Raw genomic sequence first — 22189 nt, 5'->3', positions numbered from 1 at the left:
CGATGAAACGAGTATTAGTCACCGGCTCTGGCCGTGGCATTGGTAAAGCTATCGCCCTGCAACTGGCCAAAGATGGTTTTGCCATTGCGGTGCATTGTCGCAGTGATCGCGCCAGTGCTGAGGCTGTGGTGGCCGAGATCCGGGCTTTAGGCCGCCATGCCAGCCTGTTACAGTTTGATGTGGCTGACCGCGCGGCGGCCCGGGCAGCTCTGGAGCAGGATATCGCCAGCTACGGCGCTTATTATGGCGCAGTGTGTAACGCTGGTATCACCCGCGACGGTGCTTTTCCGGCGCTGACGGAAGACGATTGGGACAGCGTGATCCACACTAATCTGGACGGGTTTTACAATGTACTGCAGCCGCTGGTCATGCCAATGATACAACTGCGCAGTGGTGGCCGCATCGTAACTATCGCCTCAGTGTCGGGCATTGCCGGCAACCGGGGGCAGGTCAATTACAGTGCGTCAAAAGCCGGCTTAATTGGCGCCACCAAAGCGCTGGCACTGGAACTGGCAAAACGCAAAATCACCGTAAATTGCGTAGCACCGGGCTTAATAGATACTGATATGCTGCAAGACGTGGCGCAGGAAGAACTAATGAAAATGATCCCGCTACGCCGCGCGGGCAGTGCGGCAGAAGTCGCCGCTACCGTGGCATTTTTATGCTCTGAACCGGCTGCTTATATTACGCGGCAGGTTATTTCGGTTAATGGCGGCTTAGTCTGATGCAGCGGGTAGTAGTAACCGGCATGTCAGTTGTGACGGCACTGGGCGATAACTGGCCGCAGTTTAAACAGGCGCTGCAACAGGGCCAGAACGCTGTTAGGGTAATGCCAGAGTGGGATCTGTACAGCAATATGAGCACCCGACTGGCTGCACCGGTTACCGATTTTGTGAAGCCAGCGCACTATCCGCGTAAGTTAATCCGTTCAATGGGCCGGGTGTCTTTAATGGCCACCCGCGCCACTGAACTGGCGCTGCAGGATGCCGGCTTGCTAGACCATCCGGCGTTGACAGACGGCCGCTGTGGTATTGCTTATGGCTCGTCCACCGGCAGCACTGAGCCGGTACTGGCCTTTGGCCGCATGATGGCCACCGGCGATATGACCGGCGTTACGGCCACCAGCTATATCCAGATGATGGGCCACACTACGGCAGTAAATGTCGGGGTATTTTTTGGCATTAAAGGCCGGGTACATACCACCAGCTCAGCCTGCACTTCCGGCTCACAAGGTATTGGTTATGCCTACGAAGCGATAAAGTATGGCAAGCAGCTGCTGATGGTCGCCGGCGGCGCCGAAGAGCTGTGCCCGACCGAAGCGGCAGTGTTTGACACCCTGTACGCCACCAGCACAAAAAACAGCACGCCAAAGCTGACGCCCAGGCCTTTTGATGCCGGTCGCGATGGTCTGGTAATCGGCGAAGGTGCCGGCACCTTGATTCTGGAACAACTGGATCACGCACTGGCACGCGGCGCTACTATTTACGCTGAAGTCGTCGGCTATGGCACCAACTCTGACGGTGTACACGTCACCCAGCCGACCGACAGCACCATGGAAACAGCAATGCGGCTGGCATTGCAGGATGCTGGCTTACCGGCATCCGCTATTGGTTATGTCAATGCTCATGGTACCTCGACCGACCGCGGTGATATCGCCGAAAGCCTGGCTACCGCCAGAGTGTTTGGTGCCAAACAGCCGATCAGCTCGTTAAAAAGTTATCTGGGCCATACGCTGGGGGCTTGTGGCGCCATTGAAAGCTGGGCCAGCATTATGATGCAGCGCGACAACTGGTTTGCCCCGACACTGAATCTGCAGCAAGTCGATCCGGCCTGCGCCGAGCTCGACTATATCCGCGGCAGTGGCCGTGAGCTCGATACCGACTATGTGATGAGTAATAACTTTGCCTTTGGTGGCATTAATACGTCACTGATCTTTAAACGGTGGCGCGGTTAGATGCGCCGCTTTGGCATTATGCGGTTCTGTTTTATGCTAACGCCCTGGCAGCATAAACGCCGGTGGCTGGGGGCTTTTGTCCGCTACGATAACCTGCAGGGCGTCAGTTTTGCCGATAGCCCTTTATTTCAACGCCAGCATAACGCCAGCTTTGGTGTGGTACTGGCATGGATTTTTAACCAACAAGGATATTTCGATGAATAAAATTATCACCCTACTGGCGTTATCTGCCGCGGTAGTCAGTGGCGCCGCTCAGGCCCGTAACGACGTGCTGACTTTACCGCTGGACAGCATTATCGGCACCGAAAAAGCCAAGCAGGCGCTACACAATGTGCCGGTATATTTTGCCGGCCAGGAACACCCGGCAATCAGCAAAAATTGGGGCGAAACGTCTACCAGCCGCAAAACCAATGCTTTTGGCAAATCAGATGAAGAAGCCTGTCAGTGGGTGTTGCTATCAGCATTAAAAGTGTTGCAGGAAGCCGCGCAGCAACGCGGGTATGATGCTGTGGTGAATATCCGTTCTAATTATCAGAACAAAGAATTCAGCAGCGCGACGGAATTTCAGTGTGGTGCCGGTGCCATTATGGCCGGTGTCGCTTTAAAAGGTGATCTCGTAAAATTCTAACGATAAGGCGCCGATTTTTGGCGCCTTCGCTATATGCTATTAGCGCGCTGCGACAGTTGCCGCTTTAGTATCGTTGATAAAATCCCGCAGAATTTCGTCAATAGCAAATTTGGTAGACTGCTGTGTTGCATTTTTCATGGCAAAAGGACCGCCAAAAAACATTTTACCGCCTTGCGACTTTCCTTTGGCATGATAGGTTTTGTTCAGTACTGTTTTACCGTCCTGCTCCAAGCTGATATTCAAAGTTACATGAGCCATATGATCTTTAAACTCATAGTTTTCAAGATTAAAGCGCAATAGTCCTGAATTCTGTGGTGTTCCATTGATTTTACTCAATTTTCCAAATGAAGCTTGTACATCATCAGATTGCAGCGTAGCCTCCAACATCTGACCAAATTCCACGATCCACAAATGGGCATAGCCGACAGTAGCGGCGCGGAACTCATACCGATGCGTTTCTGTGGCTGAATCAATTTCATAATCAGCTTCTAATGTGGATTTTGGTAAAGTTACTTCACCTTTATTATTTGCAAGATATTGGGAATAATCCTTAGCAATAGGATGTTTAATAGTACAACCTGCAATAAGAGTCACACCAATAAAAAGCACTATCAGACGAATCATTTTCAATTTTTATTATCCTTGTTTTTTATATTGAGGCGGATATTTTTAACCTGACACAGGTAAGATTGAAAAGAAGGTCTATTTCAGCAATCCTTGCTTTGCAACTCAATATCCGGGCGCTATCAACGCGATAAGAATGTACTTTAAGAAGTAACTAGTTTCAAGTTGTGGTAAGAATATAAAGTTTAATTTTGCTTGGTAAGTTGGCTATTCCGAAATCCCTGAATAGGGCTTCTGGTACTGCGCCAGTAACTGTGACAACTGCTTGAATGTAGACAATGTCGCCTTTAACGCCACTTTATCGGCGATAAAGCGGGGTAATTTTCCGGCAGGGTCTGCCTGGCCCTGATACGCAATTTTAATGCGGCCATTCCCTAGCGGGGTTAGTGTCCATTGCCCCTGTACCTGTTGCATCCGCACATATCCGTTAACTGGCGGAAAATGCTCACCCATATCGGATATTAATAGTGTCAATACGCCAGAAGCGGCGTCCTGTTGCCAGACTGATTGCGTTACCATGTCGCGCTTTGATACCGGCCAGGGCGCGCTGAAATAAGTATGCACTAGATGGGTGTTGCCATCTGGCTTAGCCAGCAACTCAGCTTTTTCACTATTGGCGACCCAGTTGCTGATACTGGCAGTGTCTTCTAACAGGTGCAAAAAAGCACTGATCTTAGAATCGGCTTCGGTAACCGCGCGGATTTGCAGCAACTGAGCATCGCTGCGGCGATACTCTACAGTGGTAACGTCATCAGCTTTATATAACTGCCAGTCCGCCGGTTGCGCCGACGTCACGATACTAAACAGTAGTAAGCCACACAACATTGCCCGCATCTGGCTATACCTTAAGCAGCGTCAATTCAGCCGCTGTCAGTTGCCGATACTCACCCTCTGCCAAATCATCCGGCAGTTGCAGGCCACCTATCTTTTCGCGGTGTAGCCGCACCACTTTATTACCGATAGCAGCAAACATGCGCTTTACCTGATGGTAGCGGCCTTCGTGGATAGTGAGCAGGGCTTCGCTGTCGCCGGTAAGTTCCAGCTCGGCTGGCAGGGTGGCGGTTTTCTCATTGCGCAGCATCACGCCTGCAGCAAATTGCTGCACCGCCTCTGGCGGGATAGGGTCTGCCGTCCAGACGCGATAGGTTTTCGCCACATGATGCTTGGGGCTGCTGATACGATGTGACCACTGGCCGTCATCGGTGAGCAGCACCAGGCCTGTGGTATCTAAATCTAATCTGCCGACGGTATGCAGACGCTCAACCAAAGGTTCATCCATCAGTGTGAATACGGTAAGGTGATCGGGGTCGTCGGTCGAGCAGACATAGCCTTGCGGCTTATGCATAATAAAATAGCGCAGGCCAATCAGTTGTAGTTGTTCGTCGTCCAAACAGACCACATCGGTATCTTTTACCTGCAAGGCAGCCTGTTTTACCGTTTCGCCGTTTAGCGTTACCAGCCCCTGGCGAATTAATTTACCGGCCTGGCTGCGGGTTACACCGGTACAGTCACATATAAATTTATCTAAACGCATACATCACCTACTTATGTTGCGCTTAGTGTAACCATTTTAAGGCGAGTAGTCGCTATTTAGTCGGCTAGCGCCGAGACAATAAAGTTGGGGTTGCGCAGGTTTTCCCGCTGATACACCTGGCTGGCAATACCGTCAAACTGCACGCTGGCGCCGGCTTCCAGTGCAATTATATGGCCGGCACCGGTGTCCCATTGCATAGTAGGGCCAAAGCGCGGATACACATCGGCAGCGCCTTCAGCAACCAGGCAAAACTTTAACGAACTGCCGACCGGCACCATATCATGCCTGGCAAACTGCTGCAGATAACCGGCTAGATCGGGGCTGGGGTGGCTGCGGCTGCCGACTACACGTACAACATCACCCGGCGTGGCTACTGCAATGGCCTTGCTAGTGGCGCCTTGTTTTAAAAAGGCACCCTGGCCTTTAGCGGCATAGTAGGTTTTGTTCAATACCGGCGCATGAATAACGCCCAGCACCGGCTCGCCCTGTTCAATCAGTGCAATATTTACCGTGAACTCACCGTTGCGTTTAATAAACTCTTTAGTGCCATCTAAGGGGTCGACTAACCAGTAGCGCTGCCAGGTCTTTCGGATATCCCAGCTGATATCGGCCGCTTCTTCTGACAATATCGGCAGTTCGGGTGTAAGAGCCGTTAACGCTTTAACAATCAGTTGGTGTGCGGCTAAATCGGCCGCGGTAAGCGGTGAGTCGTCGGCCTTGCCAGTGATATTAAAGGCGGCGTTATCTTGCTGATAGACCGCCAGGATCGCCTGACCGGCTTGTTCAGCGATATCGATAATGGCGGGTAAATAGTTCATCTAAGTAACCTTTTGTTTTGGGCATTACACCTGAAAGTCGGAGCTTTCAGCTCAGTTTTAAGCGTAGCGACAAGGAAATACTTTCTTCGCCGCCTTCAACAGCACGTCCCTGTGCTGTCTCAGCCTGCGCGGCATCCCTGCCGCTGCTACGAAAGTACACCTTGTCGCTGCGCCTTGGCATCAGCTGATAATCTGCTTTTCTTTCAGCAATGCCAGCAATTGCTGCACGCTATCTTGTAGCGAGGTCACTGACGTGTCCAGCACCAAATCGGCTGCTTCGGGCGCTTCGTATGGGTCGGAAATACCGGTAAAGTGGCTGATTTCACCGGCACGGGCTTTTTTATACAGGCCTTTGACGTCGCGCTGCTCACAGACTTCCAGCGGCGTGGCGATATGCACTTCAATAAACTTACCTTGTGGAATAAAGCTTTTTACCAGTTCACGCTGATTACGGTAGGGCGAGATAAAAGCACTTAATACCAGCAAACCGGCATCGACCATTAAGCCGGCGACGGCACCGACACGGCGCAGATTCTCGGTTCTGTCCTGTGCACTAAAACCCAGGTCGGCACACAGGCCGTGGCGCACATTGTCGCCATCGAGCAAATAGGTGTGCTTGCCTTGTGCGGCTAACGCTTGCTCCAGCGCATTAGCGATAGTCGATTTGCCCGAGCCGGATAAGCCGGTAAACCAGATCACCGCGCTTTTATGGCCAAATAACGCCTCGCGGCTTTGGGAATTAATGTCGTGTTGTTGCCATTTAATATTGTTTGCGTTCATGCAGTTACTTCACTTAAAACGGATAAATCAGCGGCAGAAAGATCAGCACCACTAACGAGTACGCCAGAGCCATTGGCACGCCCAGACGAATGTAGTCTTTTAGCTGATAGTTACCGGCCGAGTACACCATCAGGTTAGTCTGATAACCAAAGGGCGAGATAAAGCTGGCTGAGGCGCCAAAGGCCACCGCCATAAAAAACGGCACCGGATCGACGCCTAAATTCTGTGCGATGGCATAAGCAATCGGGAAGGTCAGTGCCGCCGCGGCGTTATTGGTCACCAGCTCGGTAAACAGCCAGGTGGCGACAAACACCGCCACCAGGGCACCATAGGCGCCATAGCCCTCGACCAGGCTAATTAAGCCGTTGGCAACACTGCCCGCCACACCGGTTGCGATCATCAGCTGGGCCAGGCCTATAGCCGAGCCAACAATCACCCATAGCTCCAGCGGAAAGCGGCTTTTAATCTCGTTAACGCTGACCGCACCGCCTGCGACATACAGCAACAGCAACACCGGCAAGCTCTTAATCAGTGGGATAACCTCAACGACAGACAGCGTCAGCGCCAGCGCAAAACTGGCCAGCACCCAATGGCTGCGCTGTTTCGGCAATGGCGTGGCAATAGACAGGCCATTAACGTAGATAAATTCCTGGTTTAGCTGATGCTGGCCGGGAAAATGTTTACCGACTGATAAAATCAGCACATCGCCGGCGTGCAGCACCAAGTCACCCAGCCCACCCTGCAAGCGCTCATGGCCGCGGCGCACTGCTATTACCACCGCATCATACTCATGACGAAAACGGATTTGCTTTAAACTTTTACCCACCAGGCGCGAGCTGTAACTGAGCACGGCTTCCAGCAGTTCGCCCTGATGCTCATCGCGGCGCAGCAACTCCAGGCCGGGGAACTGCTGTAAGCGTGATACGGCGGCTAAATCGCCGACAAAGCGCAGCTCATCGCCAGCGGCGATAATGGTGTCTGGTGTTACCGGACACAGCCGCTCAGGGCCACGCTGAATTTCAGCCAAAAACAGTGCCTGCAGCTCACGCAGCTGGTTTTGCTCTACGGTTTTACCAATTAACTGGCTGTCGGCCCGGACATGCGCGGTTAAATAGTAGGGCGTGGTCTGCTCAATGCTTTTACTGTTGTCCGGCAGCCAGCGGCTGCCAATCACCAGCACAATAATACCGGCGGTAAGCACCAGAGCCCCGAGCAGGGTAAAGTCGAAAAAGCCCAGACCCGGGTGGCCGCTTTGTTCGACAAAGCCGTTAACGATTAAGTTAGTCGAGGTGCCGATCAGCGTTAACATGCCGCCTAAAATGGCGCTGTAGGATAACGGCAGCAGCAATTTAGACGCCGCAAAATGGTTATGATGCCGCAGCGACGACATTAAGGTAGACACCACCGCCGTGTTGTTAATAAAGGCCGACATAAAAGCACTGGATAAGCTAAGCCGGGCAATCACACTGCCGAGGCGCTTGCCGGCAAAACCGCGGCTTAACCAGCTGACTAATTGCGATTTTTCAATGCCAATCGACACTAATAGCAGCAGTAGCAGTGTAATAAGTGACGGATTGGCGAAATTTTCCAGCGCTTTGTCCAGCGGTAACCAGCCGACCAGATAGCTAAGCAACAGGGCACCACCAAACCACAGCGCCGGTGAGCGTTTACTGAAGATCAGTGCCGCTACCAGCGCCAGCAGCAGCAGGATCACACCATACTGCTGATACGTCATCAGGCTTTACCCTTAAACAGCTCGCGCACATCCTGCGCTCCCCAATGCGGGAAGTGTTTGCGGATCAGTGCATTTAACTCCAGCTCAAAGGCGCTGATGTCGGCGGCGACCGGTTTTTCTTCTGCCAGCACGTTCTGAATAATCCCCGCCGCTACTGTGGCATTGGTCAGGCGGTCAATCAGAATAAAATTGCCGGTACCCGGCTGGTTTTTAAAGGTGTCCAGCGGCTGGGTTTCAGTTAGCTCCAGCTCAACCAGCGCAATGTCATTCATCGCCACTTGCTCAGCGGCTTCTTGCACCAGCGTATTCACATTTACCTTATGGTTTAGCCGGTTAATGCTGACACTGCTTTTGCGCGTTGCCAGTTTTAAGTCGTACAACCGGCCGGTCTGCAGCGGCTGGTCGTTAAACCACACCAGATAGGCCAGTGCGCGGTTGGTCAGGTTAACCGTTTCATCTGATGGCACCAGCCAGTCGCCGCGGCTGACGTCAATTTCATCATTCAGCGTAATGGTGATGGCCTGGCCGGCAATGGCCGAGGGCTGCTCGCCTTCAAAGGTCACAATCTGCTTAATGGTACTTCTTTTACCGGACGGATAAGCAGTGACGGTCTGGCCTACGGCTAAGCGGCCGCTGACTAAGTTACCGGCAAAACCACGGAAGTTCAGATCTGGCCGGTTAACATACTGTACCGGAAAGCGTGTTGCTGCGCCGCCACGTTGTGGTATCGGCAAAGTTTCCAGCAGCGGTAGCAGGGCAGTGCCACTGTACCAGGGCATATTGGCCGATAAGGTCAGAATGTTCTCGCCTTTGAGGGCGCTGATCGGCACCACATCTACAGTAGGTACCTGCAGCTGCGCCATTAACGCCTGCACATCCTGCTTAATGGCGTTGTAGGTATCTTCGCTGTAGCCAACGATATCCATTTTATTGACCGCCACGATTAAATGCTTAATGCCCAGCAAGGAACAAATAAAGCTGTGGCGGCGGGTTTGCGTTTGTACGCCGTAGCGGGCGTCAATCAGCAATATCGCGACATCTGAAGTAGAGGCGCCGGTGGCCATATTGCGGGTGTACTGTTCGTGGCCCGGCGTGTCGGCCAGAATAAATTTACGCTCGGTAGTAGAAAAATACCGGTAAGCCACATCTATGGTAATACCTTGCTCGCGCTCGGCCTGCAGGCCGTCTACCAGCATGGCCAGTTCCAGCTCGCCGTCGCTGTTGCGGCCTTTATGGTCGCGCTTAAGCGCATCGAGCTGATCATCATATAACTGCTGGCTGTCGTGCAGCAGGCGGCCAATTAAGGTACTTTTGCCGTCATCGACGCTGCCACAGGTCAGCACCCGCAGCAGGCCTTTATCCTGATGCTGTTGCAGATAACCACAAATACCTAAGGTGTTTAGCTGCTCGTTTAACGAGGTAACAGTTGCTGACATTAGAAATAGCCCTCGCGTTTTTTCAGTTCCATTCCTGATTGATCCTGATCGATCACCCGGCCCTGGCGCTCCGATGTGCGGGCGCGCAGCATCTCTTCTACTATGCCTTCCAACGTATCGGCGGTAGATTCAATAGCGCCGGTTAAGGGGTAGCAGCCCAGGGTTCTAAAGCGTACCGACTTCATTTGTGGCACTTCGCCCGGCTCCAACGGCATGCGCTCGTCATCTACCATGATCAGGGTGCCGCTACGCTCTACCACCGGCCGTGGCTTGGCTAAATACAGCGGTACTATGTCGATGTTTTCCTGCAGGATATAAAGCCAGATGTCGAGCTCTGTCCAATTCGACAGCGGAAACACGCGGATACTTTCGCCTTCGTTAATGGCTCCGTTGTATAAATTCCACAGTTCCGGCCGCTGGTTTTTCGGGTCCCAGCGGTGGTGTTTATCACGAAACGAATACACCCGCTCTTTCGCGCGCGACTTTTCTTCGTCGCGGCGCGCGCCGCCAAAAGCAGCATCAAAGCCGTACTTGTTCAGCGCCTGTTTTAAGCTTTGCGTTTTCATAATGTCGGTATGTTTGGCGCTGCCATGCACAAAGGGGTTAATGTTCATCGCCAACCCTTCCGGGTTTTTATGCACCAGCAGTTCAAAGTTGTACTCTTTGGCTAGCCGATCGCGAAATTCAATCATCTCGCGAAACTTCCAGTTGGTATCGACATGCAGCAACGGGAACGGAATTTTGCCCGGTGCAAAGGCTTTGCGCGCCAAATGCAGCAGTACCGATGAGTCTTTACCGATTGAATACAGCATCACCGGCTTTTTAAATTCGGCCGCCACTTCGCGGAAAATGTGGATGCTTTCCGCCTCTAATTGCTGCAGGTGTGACAAGGTGCCTGTTAATGCAGACATAGTGTGATCCTCATTCCATCTGAGTAATGGACTGGCTAAATACCGCTGTTTGCGGTCTTTGGCCAAACCAATGTAAGTCCTGCTGCAAGCTTACCACTTCGCCTATAACGAGCAAAGCGGGTGAGCCCAGCTGGTGCTGATTTATTAAGCTGGCCAGTTGTGCCAGGGTACCGGTAACAATGCGCTGCTCGGGCCGGCTGCCGTTTTCAATAATGGCTATCGGCGTGCTGGCGCTGCGCCCGGCGCTGATCAATTGTTGCTGAATATGCGCTGCTTTGATCAGGCCCATATAAATCACCAGCGTTTGGTTGCTCTTACTCATGCTGTGCCAATCGGGTTCGCTGCCATCCGGCCGGCAATGGCCGGTAACAAACTGCACGCTCTGCGCATAGTCGCGGTGCGTCAGCGGTATGCCGGCATAGGCGGCACAGCCGGCCGCTGCGGTAACACCCGGCACCACCTGAAAGGCAATGTTATGCGGCAACAGCGCCTGAATTTCTTCACCGCCACGGCCAAAAATAAAGGGGTCGCCGCCTTTTAAGCGGCAGACTTTTTTACCGGCCAGGGCTAAATCAATCAGTAACTGGTTGGTATCCTGCTGCGGCACCGAGTGGTCACCGGCTTTTTTACCGACACAAATACGCTCGGCATCACGGCGCACCAATTCCATGATCTGCGGCGACACTAAATAGTCGTACACCACCACATCGGCCTGTTGCATCAGTTGCAGCGCTTTTAACGTTAACAGCTCCGGATCGCCGGGGCCGGCGCCGACCACATACACTTCTCCGGCCTGGCTTTGTGGCTGCTCTAGCATAGTGTGCAGACGCTGCTCGGCGCTTTGCAGCTGATTGGCCTGCACATCACGCACTACGTCAGAGTCGAACACCTGCTCCCAAAATTGCCGCCGGGCGGCAAAGCCGTGTATTTGGGCTTTAACCTGGTCACGAAAGCGGCCGACTAACTGCGCCAACGGGCCTAAATGCTGTGGCAGTAGAGCTTCCAGCTTTTCACGCAACCTGCGGGCTAATACCGGTGCAGTGCCAAAGCTGGAAATGGCAATTAAAATAGGGCTACGGTCGATGATCGACGGAAAAATAAAGCCACACTTGGGTTGGTCGTCCACCGTGTTCACCAGCATGTTACGCGCGCTGGCGGCGTCATACACGGCAGCGTTAACTGCATCGTTATCGGTAGCGGCAATCACTAACAATTTGCCATCCAGCAGCTCTGGCGCAAAATAGCCGTTAATCAGCTGCGCTTTGCCTTCGTGCTGCCATTGAATAAACTCTTCGGCAAAATCCGGTGCTACCACGGTTAGCCTGGCGCCGGCACTTAACAGCGTACCCGCTTTACGCAGCGCCACTGAGCCGCCGCCAACAATCAGCACCGGTTTATCGGTTAACTTTACAAATAAGGGTAAATACTGCACAACGGCTCCGGCACCACAGATACTGGGACTTAACTCTAGCTTATGTTGGGCAGAATAGCCGTCTGCATGGCTTTAATAAAATAGTTAATTACGCTCAGATATAACTAAAAGGAATTAATGGCGAGTTTGGAATAAGAGACTACAGATCAGAGATAAAAAAACGGCAACCGAAGTTGCCGTTAAAGCTACAGAGAGAGTGAAGCTAAAAGGGTTAACGTAGCTCGCGCTGTTAACGATCACTGCGCGAGCTTGTTTTAACTAAAGGATTAGTTACGGATCATATAGTCAAAGGCACCTAAGGCGGCGTTAGCACCTGAGCCCATGGCGATAATAATTTGCTTGTACGGTGCTGTGGTGGCATCGCCGGCAGCAAATACGCCAGGTACTGAGGTTTGGCCGCGCTCGTCAACGATGATCTCGCCGCGTGGTGACAACTCTACCGCACCGCGCAACCACTCGGTGTTCGGAACCAAACCAATCTGCACAAAGATACCGGCCAGTTCGACCTGTTTGGCTGCACCGGTTTTACGCTCGGTGTAGTTAAGGCCGGTGACTTTGTTGCCATCGCCAATCACTTCGGTGGTCTGGGCTTCGGTAATGATGGTGATATTGCCCATAGAGTTGGCTTTTTTCACCAGCACCGCATCGGCGCGCAGCTCGGCGGCAAATTCCAGCACAGTGACATGCTCGACAATACCGGCTAAGTCAATGGCGGCTTCAATACCCGAGTTACCGCCACCAATAACCGCCACTTTTTTGCCTTTAAACAGCGGGCCGTCACAGTGCGGGCAGTAGGCTACGCCTTTACCACGATATTGCTGTTCGCCCGGTACGTTCATTTCCCGCCAGCGCGCACCCGGCGTTAAAATGACGGTTTTGCTGTTTAGCACGGCGCCGTTTTGCAGCTCCAGCTGTACTTTGCCGTCTTTACGCAGCGCTACCGCGCGCTGGTTGTTCATAATGTCGACGCCGTATTCACGTACGTGCGCTTCTAAGCTGTTGACCAGTTTCGGGCCTTCGGTGTACTGCACTGAAATAAAGTTCTCAATACCTACGGTATCGGCCACCTGGCCACCAAAGCGCTCGGCGACAATGCCGGTGTTTAAGCCTTTACGGGCGGCGTAAATAGAGGCAGCTGCGCCGGCTGGGCCACCACCGACCACTAACACATCGAAGTCGGCTTTGTTTTTCAGTGCTTCAGCCTGACGTTTTTCCGCGTTAACGTCGATTTTCTGGATGATTTTTTCCAGCGTAATAGCGCCTTGTGAGAACAACTCGCCGTTTAAGTACACCGATGGTACTGCCATGATGTTTTTCGCCGCCACTTCATCCTGGAACATGGCACCGTCAATCATCACGTTAGTAATGTTCGGGTTAATTGCTGACATAATATTCAGCGCCTGCACCACTTCCGGGCAGGTTTGGCAGCTTAATGACACATAGGTCTCAAAGGCGAAGCTGCCGGGTAACTGGCGGATCTGCTCGATAATATCGGCATCCACTTTTATCGGATGGCCGCCAGAGTGTAACAATGCCAGTACCAGCGAGGTAAATTCGTGCCCCAGCGGCACACCGGCAAAGGTAATTTTGGTGTCTTTCGCCACTGAGCGTACCAGCATCGCAGGGGTGCGCTTGGCTGCACTGTCGTCACGGCGTACGCTAACTAAATCCGACAGGCTGGCAATATCATTAGCCAGTGCGTCTACTTCTGCTGCCTTGGCGCTATCGTCTAAAGATACCACCAGCTCAACCTGCGTTTTCAGGTTCTGCAGATAAGTGTGTAATTGTTGCTTCAGGTTAGTATCTAACATAATCACTCCGTAATACGTTTTTCAGATAGTGCAAAAATATCAGGCGCAGGGGAGCGGGCTGGCGTTACGCCAGCCCGTGCAAACACAATAAGTCGCAGTGGGGAAGCTGGAAACAGCTTCTTAAGACAGGAGCTGTTTGCCGCTTCCGGCACTGCAGTTGCCTGCAGTTTGCAGCAAGGTTAGATCTTACCTACCAGGTCCAGTGAAGGCGCTAAGGTCTTCTCGCCTGGCGTCCACTTGGCTGGGCATACTTCGCCGTCGTGGCTAGCTACATATTGCGCTGCCTGTACTTTACGGAACAGTTCAGCTGCGCTGCGGCCGATACCCAGGTCATGAATTTCAGCGACTTTGATTTCACCCTCTGGGTTAATCACGAAAGTACCACGCAGGGCCAGACCTTCTTCTTCAATCATCACACCGAAGTTACGGGTGATAGTGCCAGTTGGGTCGCCGATCATTGGATAGTTGATTTTCTTGATGGTGTCAGACGCATCGTGCCAGGCTTTGTGCGTAAAGTGGGTGTCAGTTGACACTGAGTATACTTCTACACCGATTTCCTGGAATTTAGCGTAGAAATCAGCCAGGTCGCCCAGCTCAGTAGGGCATACGAACGTGAAGTCTGCTGGATAAAACACCACAACAGACCATTTGCCCAGTAAATCCTGATCTGAAACAGGAACAAACTTACCCTGATGGAACGCAGTCGCTTTAAATGGCTTAACTTTAGTATTGATAATAGAAGACATAGTCTTGCTCCTTTGTGTGAGTTAACAGTTCATGTTTCAACGCTGAGCAGTGTAACGCTTCAGCATGCTTTGTCAAAACGAATAAAACAAATTACTTTAATCAATTTTTATGATTAAAACTTTATCACAGTTGTTCAGCCGGCACTTAGCTATACTCAGGCATCATCATCCGTCCTTTTACCTAGCAGGAGTTTCTATGATCACCTTAATCCGCCGTGCGACGCTGTTGGGCGCAGCCCTTACCCTTGTTGCCTGTCAGCCGGCAGCACTGCCCAGTGGCCAGTACTTACAGCTTAACCCGGCCGAGGGCGACAAAGCGCTTAGCCTGCAATTTGAGCAGGACAGGCTAAGTGGCTTTACCGGCTGCAACCGCGCCATGGGCGGCTTCAGTGTAGATAAGGGCGTGTTAGTGGTTTCTCAACTGGCCGGCACCATGATGGCGTGCAGTGAGCAAGCCATGGCGCGCGAGCAGGCCTTTATGCAGTTTTTGCAAAACAAACCGGCGCTGAGCGTGGAAGATAAGGTGTTGGTATTGCGCAAAGATGACACTGAGTACCGTTTCGTCGCTCAGCCTTAATCGGTTTTCGCGCGACTCAGGTAGCGCTCAGCCAGCTGCTGATAGGCGTCATCGGCGTCGGCTTTGACCGACAACCCCTGAAGATTGACGGCATGCTCAATGGTTTTATCCGATTAAAGTGGGCTGAATACCATCACTGTCCATCAGCGGAGAGGACTCCCGCTGTAACATAATCGGTCGTGAATGTAGCCCTGATACATCAACTTCTCTTTCTGATGCCCTTGGCCGTTCTACACTTAACATTTAAGCAAAATTGTTAATGATAATTTAAATATTGTTTGCTTTATGGTATTTTCCCCTACTAGTAACGAGAGATTTATCGCAACTAAACATAGGGAGATTGAAGATGCAATCTAGTTACGTACATCACCAATACAAGCAAAACCCACTCAAGTTTTTGATTAAACTGATGGAACTGAACAAATTCAGTAACCAGTTGGAAAAGCTGGACAATGCAATGTATATCCTTACTGGAATCGTTACTTATCGCTGCCTGCATCATCATGACAAACAAAGGATCAATGCTAGTGTGTTGCAGTTAAAAGATATCGATGGACCGCTTTTCTCTCATTTATACGGCATTATTGGATTTCTTTCAGTCAACCCGTACTGGTTTTGCTGGAGCTTGACCGACGAAGAGCTAAGGAATCATTTCAGCCTCAATGACGAAGCGAGTTCTGCATTAAGTTACATTGGGTATGACCTGAAAGGGCTACTTACCGCTTCAGGTTTAGCTGGGTTTGTACTTAGTTTGTATAAAAATGGCGCATTGGATGGCGTAAAATCGGTAGCTGCGTCAGCTACAAATTATTCGCTTACAAAAGAAATTGCCTCGACATCTAACGCTGCTCAATCAAGTATAAAAAATGCTGCTTTTTCTGCGGCTGTGGTAACCGTGTTCGCGTCGGTATTACTCGCTACAACTACCACTAATGCAAAAAATGCGAAGAAAGAGCTTATACTTCGTGGCTTATTGGACATGGAAGCCATGTGATGCTCAGTTATGCGATTTGGGGTTTGGTATCTTTAGTTGCCGCATCTTGGTTTTTTGCGGCAGCAATAATTCTGTTATGCCGTGACAAAGTTTTTAACCCTTTGACGCTCGCTCCCTACGCCGTATCGGCGGCGCTGTTGTTTTGGTGGGCAACCGTTTCCCTACTACATGTTTTGCAAATTGATTTGCCATGGCCGGTCGATCTTACACTGTTGTTACTTTTTTTAGTTCACGCTGTTCTGTTAATTGTGGGAGTTTGGCGAAGTGTACGTTAAGTCTTGTTTGTGGCTATTGGTATTGTTATGTATTCCTCGAGCAAAAGCAGATCCGTGGTTCGACGCGGGGCTGATAAGTGGCGGCTTGACAATGTGCTCAACAACGACAAAAACATTAACTGATGAGCAAAAAGCTGTATCGATTGTTCTTGCGGAAAAATTGTTTGTTGCGAGCAAGAGATCTAATAACGCCGAGTCACAATTAAATGCTGGAATGATGCAGTTTCTAGAGGATCTCTATGTAGAAGATGCCCAACCTTTTCCTGATAACACTCGTCCAGACGTTATAAGTTTGCAGGAGTGTATAAAATATCAGAGTAAAGCCATCGCATTATTGGAAACATTCCAGTAATCATGATTTTAAATAGGAGCGGAGAGAGTTCTAAAAATTGCTTTATTTAAAGGATTTGGTGATGGCTAAATGCCATCACCGTCAATATGCAGGCCACACTCGCGGCCAAAGCCGTTAAAGCGGGTGTCTTCTTCGCTCATGCCTAACTCTAATTTGCGGGTAGAGTGGGTGTCACCCACTGAGACATAACCCTGCTCCCACAGCGGGTGGTAACTTAAGCCGTGCTCTTTTAAGTAATAAAACACGGCCTTATTGCTCCAGTCGATAATCGGCTGAATTTTCACCACGCCACGGCTAATTTCGACAATATCTTTATCGGCGCGGGTGCTGCTCTGGCTGCGGCGCAAGCCGGTAAACCAGCTGCCAACCTTAAGTTCCTGCAGCGCGCGCTGCATCGGCTCTACTTTATTTAGCTGGTTGTACTGCTTAATGCCCTCGGCGCTTTGCCATAATTTACCAAAACGGGCTTCCTGCCAGGCTGGGCTCAACTCTGCGCGGTACACCTTCAGGTTCAGCTTTAACTGCCCGGTTAACTGATCAATAAACTGATAGGTTTCCGGGAACAAATAACCGGTATCGGTTAACACTACCGGGATATCCGGCTGCTGGCGTGTCACCAGATGCAGCATCACCGCCGCCTGAATGCCAAAGCTTGAGCTTAGCATCGGGGTTTGTGGCAGGTTGGTAAGCGCCCAGCGCACCCGCTCAGCCGCGCTTAGCGGTGTCAGCAGGTGATTAATCTCCGCCAGCCAGCGCTGCTGGGTAGCGGCATCCTGCTGCAGAATGTTGCGATAATCGGTGTGGGCGATTTTAGCTGTGGAAGTCATCTTTTGGCACCACTACCGGTTTAACCACACCGGCCCTTATAACAAAATCACCAAAACCTTCATCGGCATTACGCTCTGTGGCCCAGCGGCCAATTAAGCCATCCAGGGTGGCTAAAATGTCGGCTTCACCGACGTTATCCAGCAGCAGGCGTGGAATACGGGTACCCTCACGGTTACCGCCTAAATACAGGTTATATTTACCCGGCCCACGGCCGACCAGGCCAACTTCCGCCAACATGGCGCGGCCACAGCCATTCGGGCAGCCGGTCACGCGCAGTACTATGTGTTCGTCAGCTATGGCGTGCTTGCTTAGCAAGGCTTCAGTTTTAGTTACCAGTTCCGGCAGATAACGCTCGGCTTCTGCCATCGCCAGCGGGCAGGTCGGGAAAGACACGCAGGCCATCGAATTTTTGCGCTGCTCGCTGTGGCTGTCATCAATTAAACCATGGGCACGGGCCAGGGCTTCAATGTCGGCTTTTTGCGCGGCGGGCACACCGGCAATGATCAGGTTCTGGTTCGCCGTCATGCGTAAATCGCCCTGATGAATAGCAGCAATTTTGGCCAGGCCGGTTTTTAACGGCTTGCCGGGGAAATCCAGAATACGGCCGTTTTCAATAAACAGCGTTAAATGCTGTTTACCGTCGATACCTTCGACCCAGCCAATCCGATCGCCACGGCTGGTAAACTGGTAAGGCCGTACCGGTGCAAACGCCACGCCGGTGCGTGCTTCCACTTCAGCGCGAAACGCATCCAGGCCAATGCGGTCAATGGTGTACTTGGTTTTGGCATTTTTACGGTTGGAGCGGTTGCCGTAATCGCGCTGCACCGTTACCACGTGCTCGGCCACTGTTAATGTATGCTCGAGCGGGATAAAGCCTAAGTCATCCGCCATCCGCGGGTAGGTAGCGGTATCGCCCCAGGTCATGGCCAGGCCAGCACCCACTAGTACGTTAAAGCCCACCAGCTGGCCGTTTTCGGCAACTGCGACAAAGCTTAAATCATTGGCATGCACATCAATATCGTTATGCGGTGGGATCACTACAGCCGTTTTAAACTTACGCGGCAGATAGGTATCACCTAAAATGGGCTCCACTTCCGTGGTTTCAATTTTTTCTTCATCCAGCCAGATTTCGGCATAGGCGCGGGTTTTTGGCAGTAAATGCTCACTGATTTTCGCTGCCCATTGGTATGCCTGCTGGTGCAGCTCAGACTCGACCGGGTTTGAGGTGCATAGCACGTTGCGGTTAACATCACCGGCGGTGGCGATAGAGTCGATACCGATACTGTGTAAAAACTGGTGCATCGGTTTAATGTTCGGCTTTAGCACGCCATGAAACTGAAACGTCTGCCGCGTGGTTAAGCGGATACTGCCATACAGTGTGCTGTCGGCAGCAAACTTATCAATCGCCAGCCACTGCTGCGGTGTAATAATGCCGCCCGGCATGCGGGCGCGCAGCATCACATTATGCAGCGGCTCCAGCTTTTGCGCGGTACGCTCGGCGCGGATATCGCGGTCATCCTGCTGATACATACCGTGAAAGCGGATCAGCATAAAATTATCACCGTTAAAGCCGCCGGTGATGTCATCTTTCAGGTCAGAAGCGATAGTGCCACGTAAATGGTCGCCGTCTGCTTTTAAGCGCTCGTTATCAGACAGTGCGCCCGGTGCGACTAGCTCTGGTTTAATTGTATACTGGCTCATTAATACACATCCTTCTGATAACGTTTGGCGACACGTAATTCATCTAAATAGGTTTGCGCTTGCTCGGCAGTTTTGCCGCCGTATTGCTGCACGATATCGATAAGCGCCTGTTGCACGTCTTTGGCCATACGGTTAGCGTCACCACAAATATACAGATGGGCACCGTCCTCAAGCCATTGCCATAGCTCGCTACCGTGCGCGCGCAGTTTGTCCTGCACATAGACTTTTTGCGCCTGATCGCGGCTAAAGGCCACATTAAGCTTAGTTAATACACCGCGCTTTAAGTAATTTTGTAGCTCCAGCTGGTAGAGGAAATCCTGGGTAAAGTGCGGGTTGCCAAAAAACAGCCAGTTTTTACCGCTGGCGCCACGGGCGTCTCGTTCCTGCAAAAAGGCGCGAAACGGCGCTATACCGGTACCGGGTCCAATCATAATCACCGGTGTGTCATCATTCTGTGGCAGGCGGAAGTTATTATTCTGCTCAACAAATACTTTTACCTTATCGCCTTCGGCTAACCGCTCGGCCAAAAAGCCCGACGCGCCGCCCAAATGTGGCTGGCCGTAAGCGTCGTAACGCACCACGCCGACAGTTAAATGTACTTCGTCTTCCACTTCGGCTTGTGATGAGGCGATAGAATACAGCCGTGGCTGCTGTTTACGCAGCGCGTCAGCCAGTTGCTGGGCGCTTAACAGGCCCGGGTGCTCCCGCACGATATCAATAATTTGCCGTTCGCTTAGATAGGCCCGTAGTGCCGCTTTGTCTGCCGCCAATTCAGCCAAAGCAGTATTGCCGGTAGCGGCGGCGTATTTTTCGACAAAGGCGGGGTACGACTGCGTCAGTTCCAACGTATCAGTGAGTGCCTGTTCAATGGTCAGGGTTTCACCTGCCAGTTGTACCGGCGTATCGCGGGCAATCGCCGTAAGCAACAACAGTTCACGTACCAAAGCTACATCATTAGAGAAATATACGCCCAGCGCATCGCCCGGCTGATAGCTTAAGCCAGAGCCGGCCAGTGAAATTTCGATATGGCGCACATCTTTGGTTGAATCGCGGCCGGTGATTTTCTGGTTAGTGTACAGCTCTGCGGCAAAGGGGTTTTGCTTAGTGTACTGGCTGGCTGCACCTGCTGTGGCGTCACTACCTGGCCAGGCTATGACCTGGGCTGACGGCGCCGTAGCAGCTTTTAGCTCAGGTTCTAGCTTGGCAATAACTTCGCCGCTCCAGCTATCGGCCTGCGCCTGATAATCAACATCTAAATCGGCCCGGGCTTGTACCGGGGTGGCGCCCAGTTCGGCTAAACGCTGATCAAAGTCTTGTGCGGTTTTACAGAAAAACTCATAGCTGGTATCACCCAGCCCCAGCACCGCATATTTTAAGCCGTTAAGCTTGGGCGCTTTTTTACTGAATAAAAAGTTATATAGGCCTATAGCATTTTCCGGCGGTTCACCTTCGCCGTAGGTTGAGGTAACAATAACCAGATATTGCTCGTTTTTCAGCTGGCTGGTTTTGTACTCGGCCATATCCACTACTTTGGCGACGATGCCTTTACCTTGCGCCTGCTTGGCCAGCACCTCGGCAACATGACGGGCATTACCGGTTTGCGAGCCAAATAAAATGGTCAGGCCGGCATTAGCCTGCGCCGCAGCGGGGGCCACCTGGCCGGCGACCTGGCCTGCAAGCTGGGCACTGGCGGCCAGATAACCACTGACCCAGGCTTGCTGAATAGGGTTTAACTGGCTAACTAAGCCCTGCAGCTGTTGCACCTGCTGCTCGGATAACGGACTGGCCTGCGCCACCAACGAAGATAAAAGCATAATAGATCCTGCCACACTATAATTGTGGGCATTTTAGCCATCTATATGTATGCCGGTAAAAGAATGGAAATCTCTTCTTTATTCCAATAAGTAATTAAAAAGCCCGGTTAACCGCTACCGCTGTCGTTAGCCTCTAGCACTAAAATGGCTAAAAAGTAGTTAAATTGACTAACCTGAAAAATTTATTTTTTATGCCTGTGTAAACTTTTCCATAAATAACATCGACTTAAATTTTGGCATTAAGCTTGTAATGCTAATGCGGTAATCAACAGACTCATGCCAAAAGGACAACCACGATGAAAAGCTTAATGATCGCCAGCGGTTTTGTGTTAACCAGCCTGAGCACTGCGGTGATGGCGCATGACAGCCAAAGCTGCAACATTAATTTTGATAAAGATTTAACCATCAGCAGCCAGCAGGTGGCGCTGCAGCACCAAGGTACGGAATTGTGGCGCATTAACGATAACGGCCAGCTGTGGCTGCAGGGCAAGGCGGTAGACACTGATGCCGACACCCAAGCTTTACTGCGTGATTATCAGGCCGGTATCCGCACGCAAACTCTGGAAACGGTTGCGCTGGTAGAAGATGCACTGGTGCTGGCGGCCGATGCAGTGAACGCTGTGCTGAGCGAATTAACCGGTGAAACGCTGGATAATCACCCGGCCCTGCAGCAGGCGCTGGATAAGATCCGCAGCACCAGCGCCGGCGTGGTGGAGCGCAGTGGCGATACCATTAATGTCTATGGCAGCCGCTTTGACACTATCGATCAGGCGTTTGGCCCGGAGTTTGAACAAGCGATTGAACAGGCGGTGACCAGTTCGATGGGCAGTATTTTTACGATCATCGGCAAGGCGATGGCCAGCGGCGAGGGCACCTTTGAGCAGCGGATGGAGGCCTTTGGCCAGCGTATGGAGCGCTTTGGTGAAGATTTAGAAGCCCGTATGGACATACAGGCGCAGGCACTGGAACAACGTGGTGACAGCATGTGCGCCAACCTGCAGCAACTGGACCTGCTGGAAAACCAGATCCAACAGGCGCTGCCACAAATGCAAGCCTATGATTTATTTGACGTAAGTTACAACACTACGGCGTTCAACTAACAGCTCAGCCAGTAGCGTCGTGTTAGCTAAGTCGCAGTGTGTAGTTGTTTGTATTGCCTCCCCGGCTCCACTTTGGCGCGCTGTTGTCATCCTGACAGCGCGTCTTTTTTTTGCTAACAATTAACCACTACTGGCGGCA

Annotated in this window: 23 protein-coding genes; 8 read left to right on the top strand and 15 right to left on the bottom strand. The window is 51.7% G+C overall.

Translation table 11 applies throughout. The features are described from left to right. The first annotated feature begins 2 nt into the window (after positions 1 to 2). The 4 genes from RNAN_RS13880 to RNAN_RS13865 are packed head-to-tail and all read left to right on the top strand — an operon-like array spanning position 3 to position 2582. Positions 3 to 725, top strand: a complete 723-nt coding sequence (locus RNAN_RS13880) for a 3-ketoacyl-ACP reductase FabG2 (protein ID WP_008222845.1) — start codon at positions 3 to 5, stop codon at positions 723 to 725. Then, entirely contained in the window at positions 725 to 1954 is a 1230-nt protein-coding gene (locus RNAN_RS13875) for a beta-ketoacyl-ACP synthase (protein WP_008222843.1), read from the top strand. The genes RNAN_RS13880 and RNAN_RS13875 overlap by 1 nt, the downstream gene beginning before the upstream one ends. Beyond that, a complete protein-coding gene (locus tag RNAN_RS13870; RefSeq protein WP_008222840.1) occupies positions 1955 to 2158 on the top strand; it encodes a MipA/OmpV family protein in 204 nt (67 codons plus the stop codon). Next, positions 2151 to 2582 (top strand): hypothetical protein, encoded by a 432-nt coding sequence (locus RNAN_RS13865; RefSeq protein WP_008222838.1) that lies wholly within the window; start codon positions 2151 to 2153, stop codon positions 2580 to 2582. Before RNAN_RS13870 ends, RNAN_RS13865 begins: the two co-directional genes overlap by 8 nt. Positions 2583 to 2621: 39 nt before the next feature. On the opposite strand, the gene RNAN_RS13860 is transcribed toward RNAN_RS13865, so the two are convergent. From RNAN_RS13860 to ahpC, 12 genes are all read right to left on the bottom strand, one after another. After that, positions 2622 to 3206: a hypothetical protein gene (locus RNAN_RS13860; RefSeq protein WP_008222836.1), complete on the bottom strand. Its 585-nt coding sequence runs from the start codon at positions 3204 to 3206 to the stop codon at positions 2622 to 2624. Between the two features lie 207 nt (positions 3207 to 3413). Continuing rightward, complete coding sequence (locus RNAN_RS13855) at positions 3414 to 4040, bottom strand: START domain-containing protein (protein WP_008222834.1); 627 nt, start codon at positions 4038 to 4040, stop codon at positions 3414 to 3416. 4 nt (positions 4041 to 4044) lie between these two features. Beyond that, on the bottom strand, positions 4045 to 4740 hold the full coding sequence (gene rsuA / locus RNAN_RS13850) for a 16S rRNA pseudouridine(516) synthase RsuA (RefSeq protein ID WP_008222832.1): 696 nt from the start codon (positions 4738 to 4740) through the stop codon (positions 4045 to 4047). Between the two features lie 56 nt (positions 4741 to 4796). Further along, entirely contained in the window at positions 4797 to 5558 is a 762-nt protein-coding gene (cysQ, locus tag RNAN_RS13845) for a 3'(2'),5'-bisphosphate nucleotidase CysQ (RefSeq protein ID WP_008222829.1), read from the bottom strand. Positions 5559 to 5604: 46 nt separating this feature from the next. Continuing rightward, positions 5605 to 5739: a hypothetical protein gene (locus RNAN_RS19535; RefSeq protein WP_008222828.1), complete on the bottom strand. Its 135-nt coding sequence runs from the start codon at positions 5737 to 5739 to the stop codon at positions 5605 to 5607. Then, positions 5739 to 6338 (bottom strand): adenylyl-sulfate kinase, encoded by a 600-nt coding sequence (gene cysC, locus RNAN_RS13840; RefSeq protein WP_008222827.1) that lies wholly within the window; start codon positions 6336 to 6338, stop codon positions 5739 to 5741. The genes RNAN_RS19535 and cysC overlap by 1 nt, the downstream gene beginning before the upstream one ends. A gap of 13 nt (positions 6339 to 6351) precedes the next feature. Then, positions 6352 to 8073 carry an SLC13 family permease gene (locus RNAN_RS13835; RefSeq protein WP_008222826.1) on the bottom strand — a complete coding sequence of 574 codons (1722 nt, stop codon included), beginning with the start codon at positions 8071 to 8073 and terminating at the stop codon, positions 6352 to 6354. Further along, complete coding sequence (cysN, locus tag RNAN_RS13830) at positions 8073 to 9509, bottom strand: sulfate adenylyltransferase subunit CysN (RefSeq protein WP_008222825.1); 1437 nt, start codon at positions 9507 to 9509, stop codon at positions 8073 to 8075. Before cysN ends, RNAN_RS13835 begins: the two co-directional genes overlap by 1 nt. Next, positions 9509 to 10420 carry a sulfate adenylyltransferase subunit CysD gene (gene cysD, locus RNAN_RS13825; protein WP_008222824.1) on the bottom strand — a complete coding sequence of 304 codons (912 nt, stop codon included), beginning with the start codon at positions 10418 to 10420 and terminating at the stop codon, positions 9509 to 9511. The genes cysN and cysD overlap by 1 nt, the downstream gene beginning before the upstream one ends. 10 nt (positions 10421 to 10430) lie before the next feature. Continuing rightward, positions 10431 to 11852, bottom strand: a complete 1422-nt coding sequence (gene cysG / locus RNAN_RS13820; protein WP_008222823.1) for a siroheme synthase CysG — start codon at positions 11850 to 11852, stop codon at positions 10431 to 10433. Between the two features lie 266 nt (positions 11853 to 12118). Continuing rightward, a complete protein-coding gene (ahpF, locus tag RNAN_RS13815; protein ID WP_008222822.1) occupies positions 12119 to 13663 on the bottom strand; it encodes an alkyl hydroperoxide reductase subunit F in 1545 nt (514 codons plus the stop codon). A gap of 179 nt (positions 13664 to 13842) precedes the next feature. Continuing rightward, the gene (gene ahpC, locus RNAN_RS13810; protein ID WP_008222821.1) at positions 13843 to 14409 is read right to left on the bottom strand and encodes an alkyl hydroperoxide reductase subunit C; all 567 of its coding nucleotides are present in this window, start codon (positions 14407 to 14409) and stop codon (positions 13843 to 13845) included. Positions 14410 to 14605: 196 nt separating this feature from the next. Between ahpC and RNAN_RS13805 the strand changes: the two genes are divergently transcribed. The 3 genes from RNAN_RS13805 (at position 14606) to RNAN_RS13795 (ending at position 16607) form a co-directional block, all read left to right on the top strand. Continuing rightward, entirely contained in the window at positions 14606 to 14986 is a 381-nt protein-coding gene (locus tag RNAN_RS13805; RefSeq protein WP_008222819.1) for an META domain-containing protein, read from the top strand. A gap of 346 nt (positions 14987 to 15332) precedes the next feature. Continuing rightward, positions 15333 to 15980 carry a hypothetical protein gene (locus tag RNAN_RS13800; RefSeq protein WP_008222817.1) on the top strand — a complete coding sequence of 216 codons (648 nt, stop codon included), beginning with the start codon at positions 15333 to 15335 and terminating at the stop codon, positions 15978 to 15980. Between the two features lie 264 nt (positions 15981 to 16244). Beyond that, the gene (locus tag RNAN_RS13795) at positions 16245 to 16607 is read left to right on the top strand and encodes a hypothetical protein (RefSeq protein WP_148275748.1); all 363 of its coding nucleotides are present in this window, start codon (positions 16245 to 16247) and stop codon (positions 16605 to 16607) included. A 65-nt stretch (positions 16608 to 16672) separates the two neighbouring features. On the opposite strand, the gene RNAN_RS13790 is transcribed toward RNAN_RS13795, so the two are convergent. The 3 genes from RNAN_RS13790 to RNAN_RS13780 are packed head-to-tail and all read right to left on the bottom strand — an operon-like array spanning position 16673 to position 20950. Beyond that, the gene (locus RNAN_RS13790; RefSeq protein WP_008222815.1) at positions 16673 to 17434 is read right to left on the bottom strand and encodes a phosphoadenylyl-sulfate reductase; all 762 of its coding nucleotides are present in this window, start codon (positions 17432 to 17434) and stop codon (positions 16673 to 16675) included. Beyond that, positions 17418 to 19136 (bottom strand): assimilatory sulfite reductase (NADPH) hemoprotein subunit, encoded by a 1719-nt coding sequence (cysI, locus tag RNAN_RS13785; protein WP_008222813.1) that lies wholly within the window; start codon positions 19134 to 19136, stop codon positions 17418 to 17420. The genes RNAN_RS13790 and cysI overlap by 17 nt, the downstream gene beginning before the upstream one ends. After that, positions 19136 to 20950, bottom strand: coding sequence for an assimilatory sulfite reductase (NADPH) flavoprotein subunit (locus RNAN_RS13780; protein WP_008222811.1), 1815 nt, complete (start codon positions 20948 to 20950; stop codon positions 19136 to 19138). The genes cysI and RNAN_RS13780 overlap by 1 nt, the downstream gene beginning before the upstream one ends. 296 nt (positions 20951 to 21246) lie before the next feature. Here RNAN_RS13780 and RNAN_RS13775 point away from each other — a divergent pair, with 296 nt between their 5' ends. Then, positions 21247 to 22050, top strand: a complete 804-nt coding sequence (locus RNAN_RS13775) for a DUF2884 family protein (RefSeq protein WP_008222809.1) — start codon at positions 21247 to 21249, stop codon at positions 22048 to 22050. Positions 22051 to 22189 lie beyond the last annotated feature (139 nt).

Origin of the sequence: Rheinheimera nanhaiensis E407-8 (assembly GCF_000296695.1) — a bacterium.
GTDB lineage: Bacteria > Pseudomonadota > Gammaproteobacteria > Enterobacterales > Alteromonadaceae > Alishewanella > Alishewanella nanhaiensis.
The sequence above is the reverse complement of the archived record's forward strand: the minus strand, read 5'-3'. Positions and strand labels throughout refer to the sequence as shown.

Bases quoted from the DNA above. Each gene is read 5' to 3' on its own strand.
- RNAN_RS13880 (WP_008222845.1), top strand. From the start codon at position 3: ATGAAACGAGTATTAGTCACCGGCTCTGGCCGTGGCATTGGTAAAGCT.
- RNAN_RS13875 (WP_008222843.1), top strand. From the start codon at position 725: ATGCAGCGGGTAGTAGTAACCGGCATGTCAGTTGTGACGGCACTGGGC.
- RNAN_RS13870 (WP_008222840.1), top strand. From the start codon at position 1,955: ATGCGCCGCTTTGGCATTATGCGGTTCTGTTTTATGCTAACGCCCTGG.
- RNAN_RS13865 (WP_008222838.1), top strand. From the start codon at position 2,151: ATGAATAAAATTATCACCCTACTGGCGTTATCTGCCGCGGTAGTCAGT.
- RNAN_RS13860 (WP_008222836.1), bottom strand. From the start codon at position 3,206: ATGATTCGTCTGATAGTGCTTTTTATTGGTGTGACTCTTATTGCAGGT.
- RNAN_RS13855 (WP_008222834.1), bottom strand. From the start codon at position 4,040: ATGCGGGCAATGTTGTGTGGCTTACTACTGTTTAGTATCGTGACGTCG.
- rsuA (WP_008222832.1), bottom strand. From the start codon at position 4,740: ATGCGTTTAGATAAATTTATATGTGACTGTACCGGTGTAACCCGCAGC.
- cysQ (WP_008222829.1), bottom strand. From the start codon at position 5,558: ATGAACTATTTACCCGCCATTATCGATATCGCTGAACAAGCCGGTCAG.
- RNAN_RS19535 (WP_008222828.1), bottom strand. From the start codon at position 5,739: ATGCCAAGGCGCAGCGACAAGGTGTACTTTCGTAGCAGCGGCAGGGAT.
- cysC (WP_008222827.1), bottom strand. From the start codon at position 6,338: ATGAACGCAAACAATATTAAATGGCAACAACACGACATTAATTCCCAA.
- RNAN_RS13835 (WP_008222826.1), bottom strand. From the start codon at position 8,073: ATGACGTATCAGCAGTATGGTGTGATCCTGCTGCTGCTGGCGCTGGTA.
- cysN (WP_008222825.1), bottom strand. From the start codon at position 9,509: ATGTCAGCAACTGTTACCTCGTTAAACGAGCAGCTAAACACCTTAGGT.
- cysD (WP_008222824.1), bottom strand. From the start codon at position 10,420: ATGTCTGCATTAACAGGCACCTTGTCACACCTGCAGCAATTAGAGGCG.
- ahpF (WP_008222822.1), bottom strand. From the start codon at position 13,663: ATGTTAGATACTAACCTGAAGCAACAATTACACACTTATCTGCAGAAC.
- ahpC (WP_008222821.1), bottom strand. From the start codon at position 14,409: ATGTCTTCTATTATCAATACTAAAGTTAAGCCATTTAAAGCGACTGCG.
- RNAN_RS13805 (WP_008222819.1), top strand. From the start codon at position 14,606: ATGATCACCTTAATCCGCCGTGCGACGCTGTTGGGCGCAGCCCTTACC.
- RNAN_RS13800 (WP_008222817.1), top strand. From the start codon at position 15,333: ATGCAATCTAGTTACGTACATCACCAATACAAGCAAAACCCACTCAAG.
- RNAN_RS13790 (WP_008222815.1), bottom strand. From the start codon at position 17,434: ATGACTTCCACAGCTAAAATCGCCCACACCGATTATCGCAACATTCTG.
- cysI (WP_008222813.1), bottom strand. From the start codon at position 19,136: ATGAGCCAGTATACAATTAAACCAGAGCTAGTCGCACCGGGCGCACTG.
- RNAN_RS13780 (WP_008222811.1), bottom strand. From the start codon at position 20,950: ATGCTTTTATCTTCGTTGGTGGCGCAGGCCAGTCCGTTATCCGAGCAG.
- RNAN_RS13775 (WP_008222809.1), top strand. From the start codon at position 21,247: ATGAAAAGCTTAATGATCGCCAGCGGTTTTGTGTTAACCAGCCTGAGC.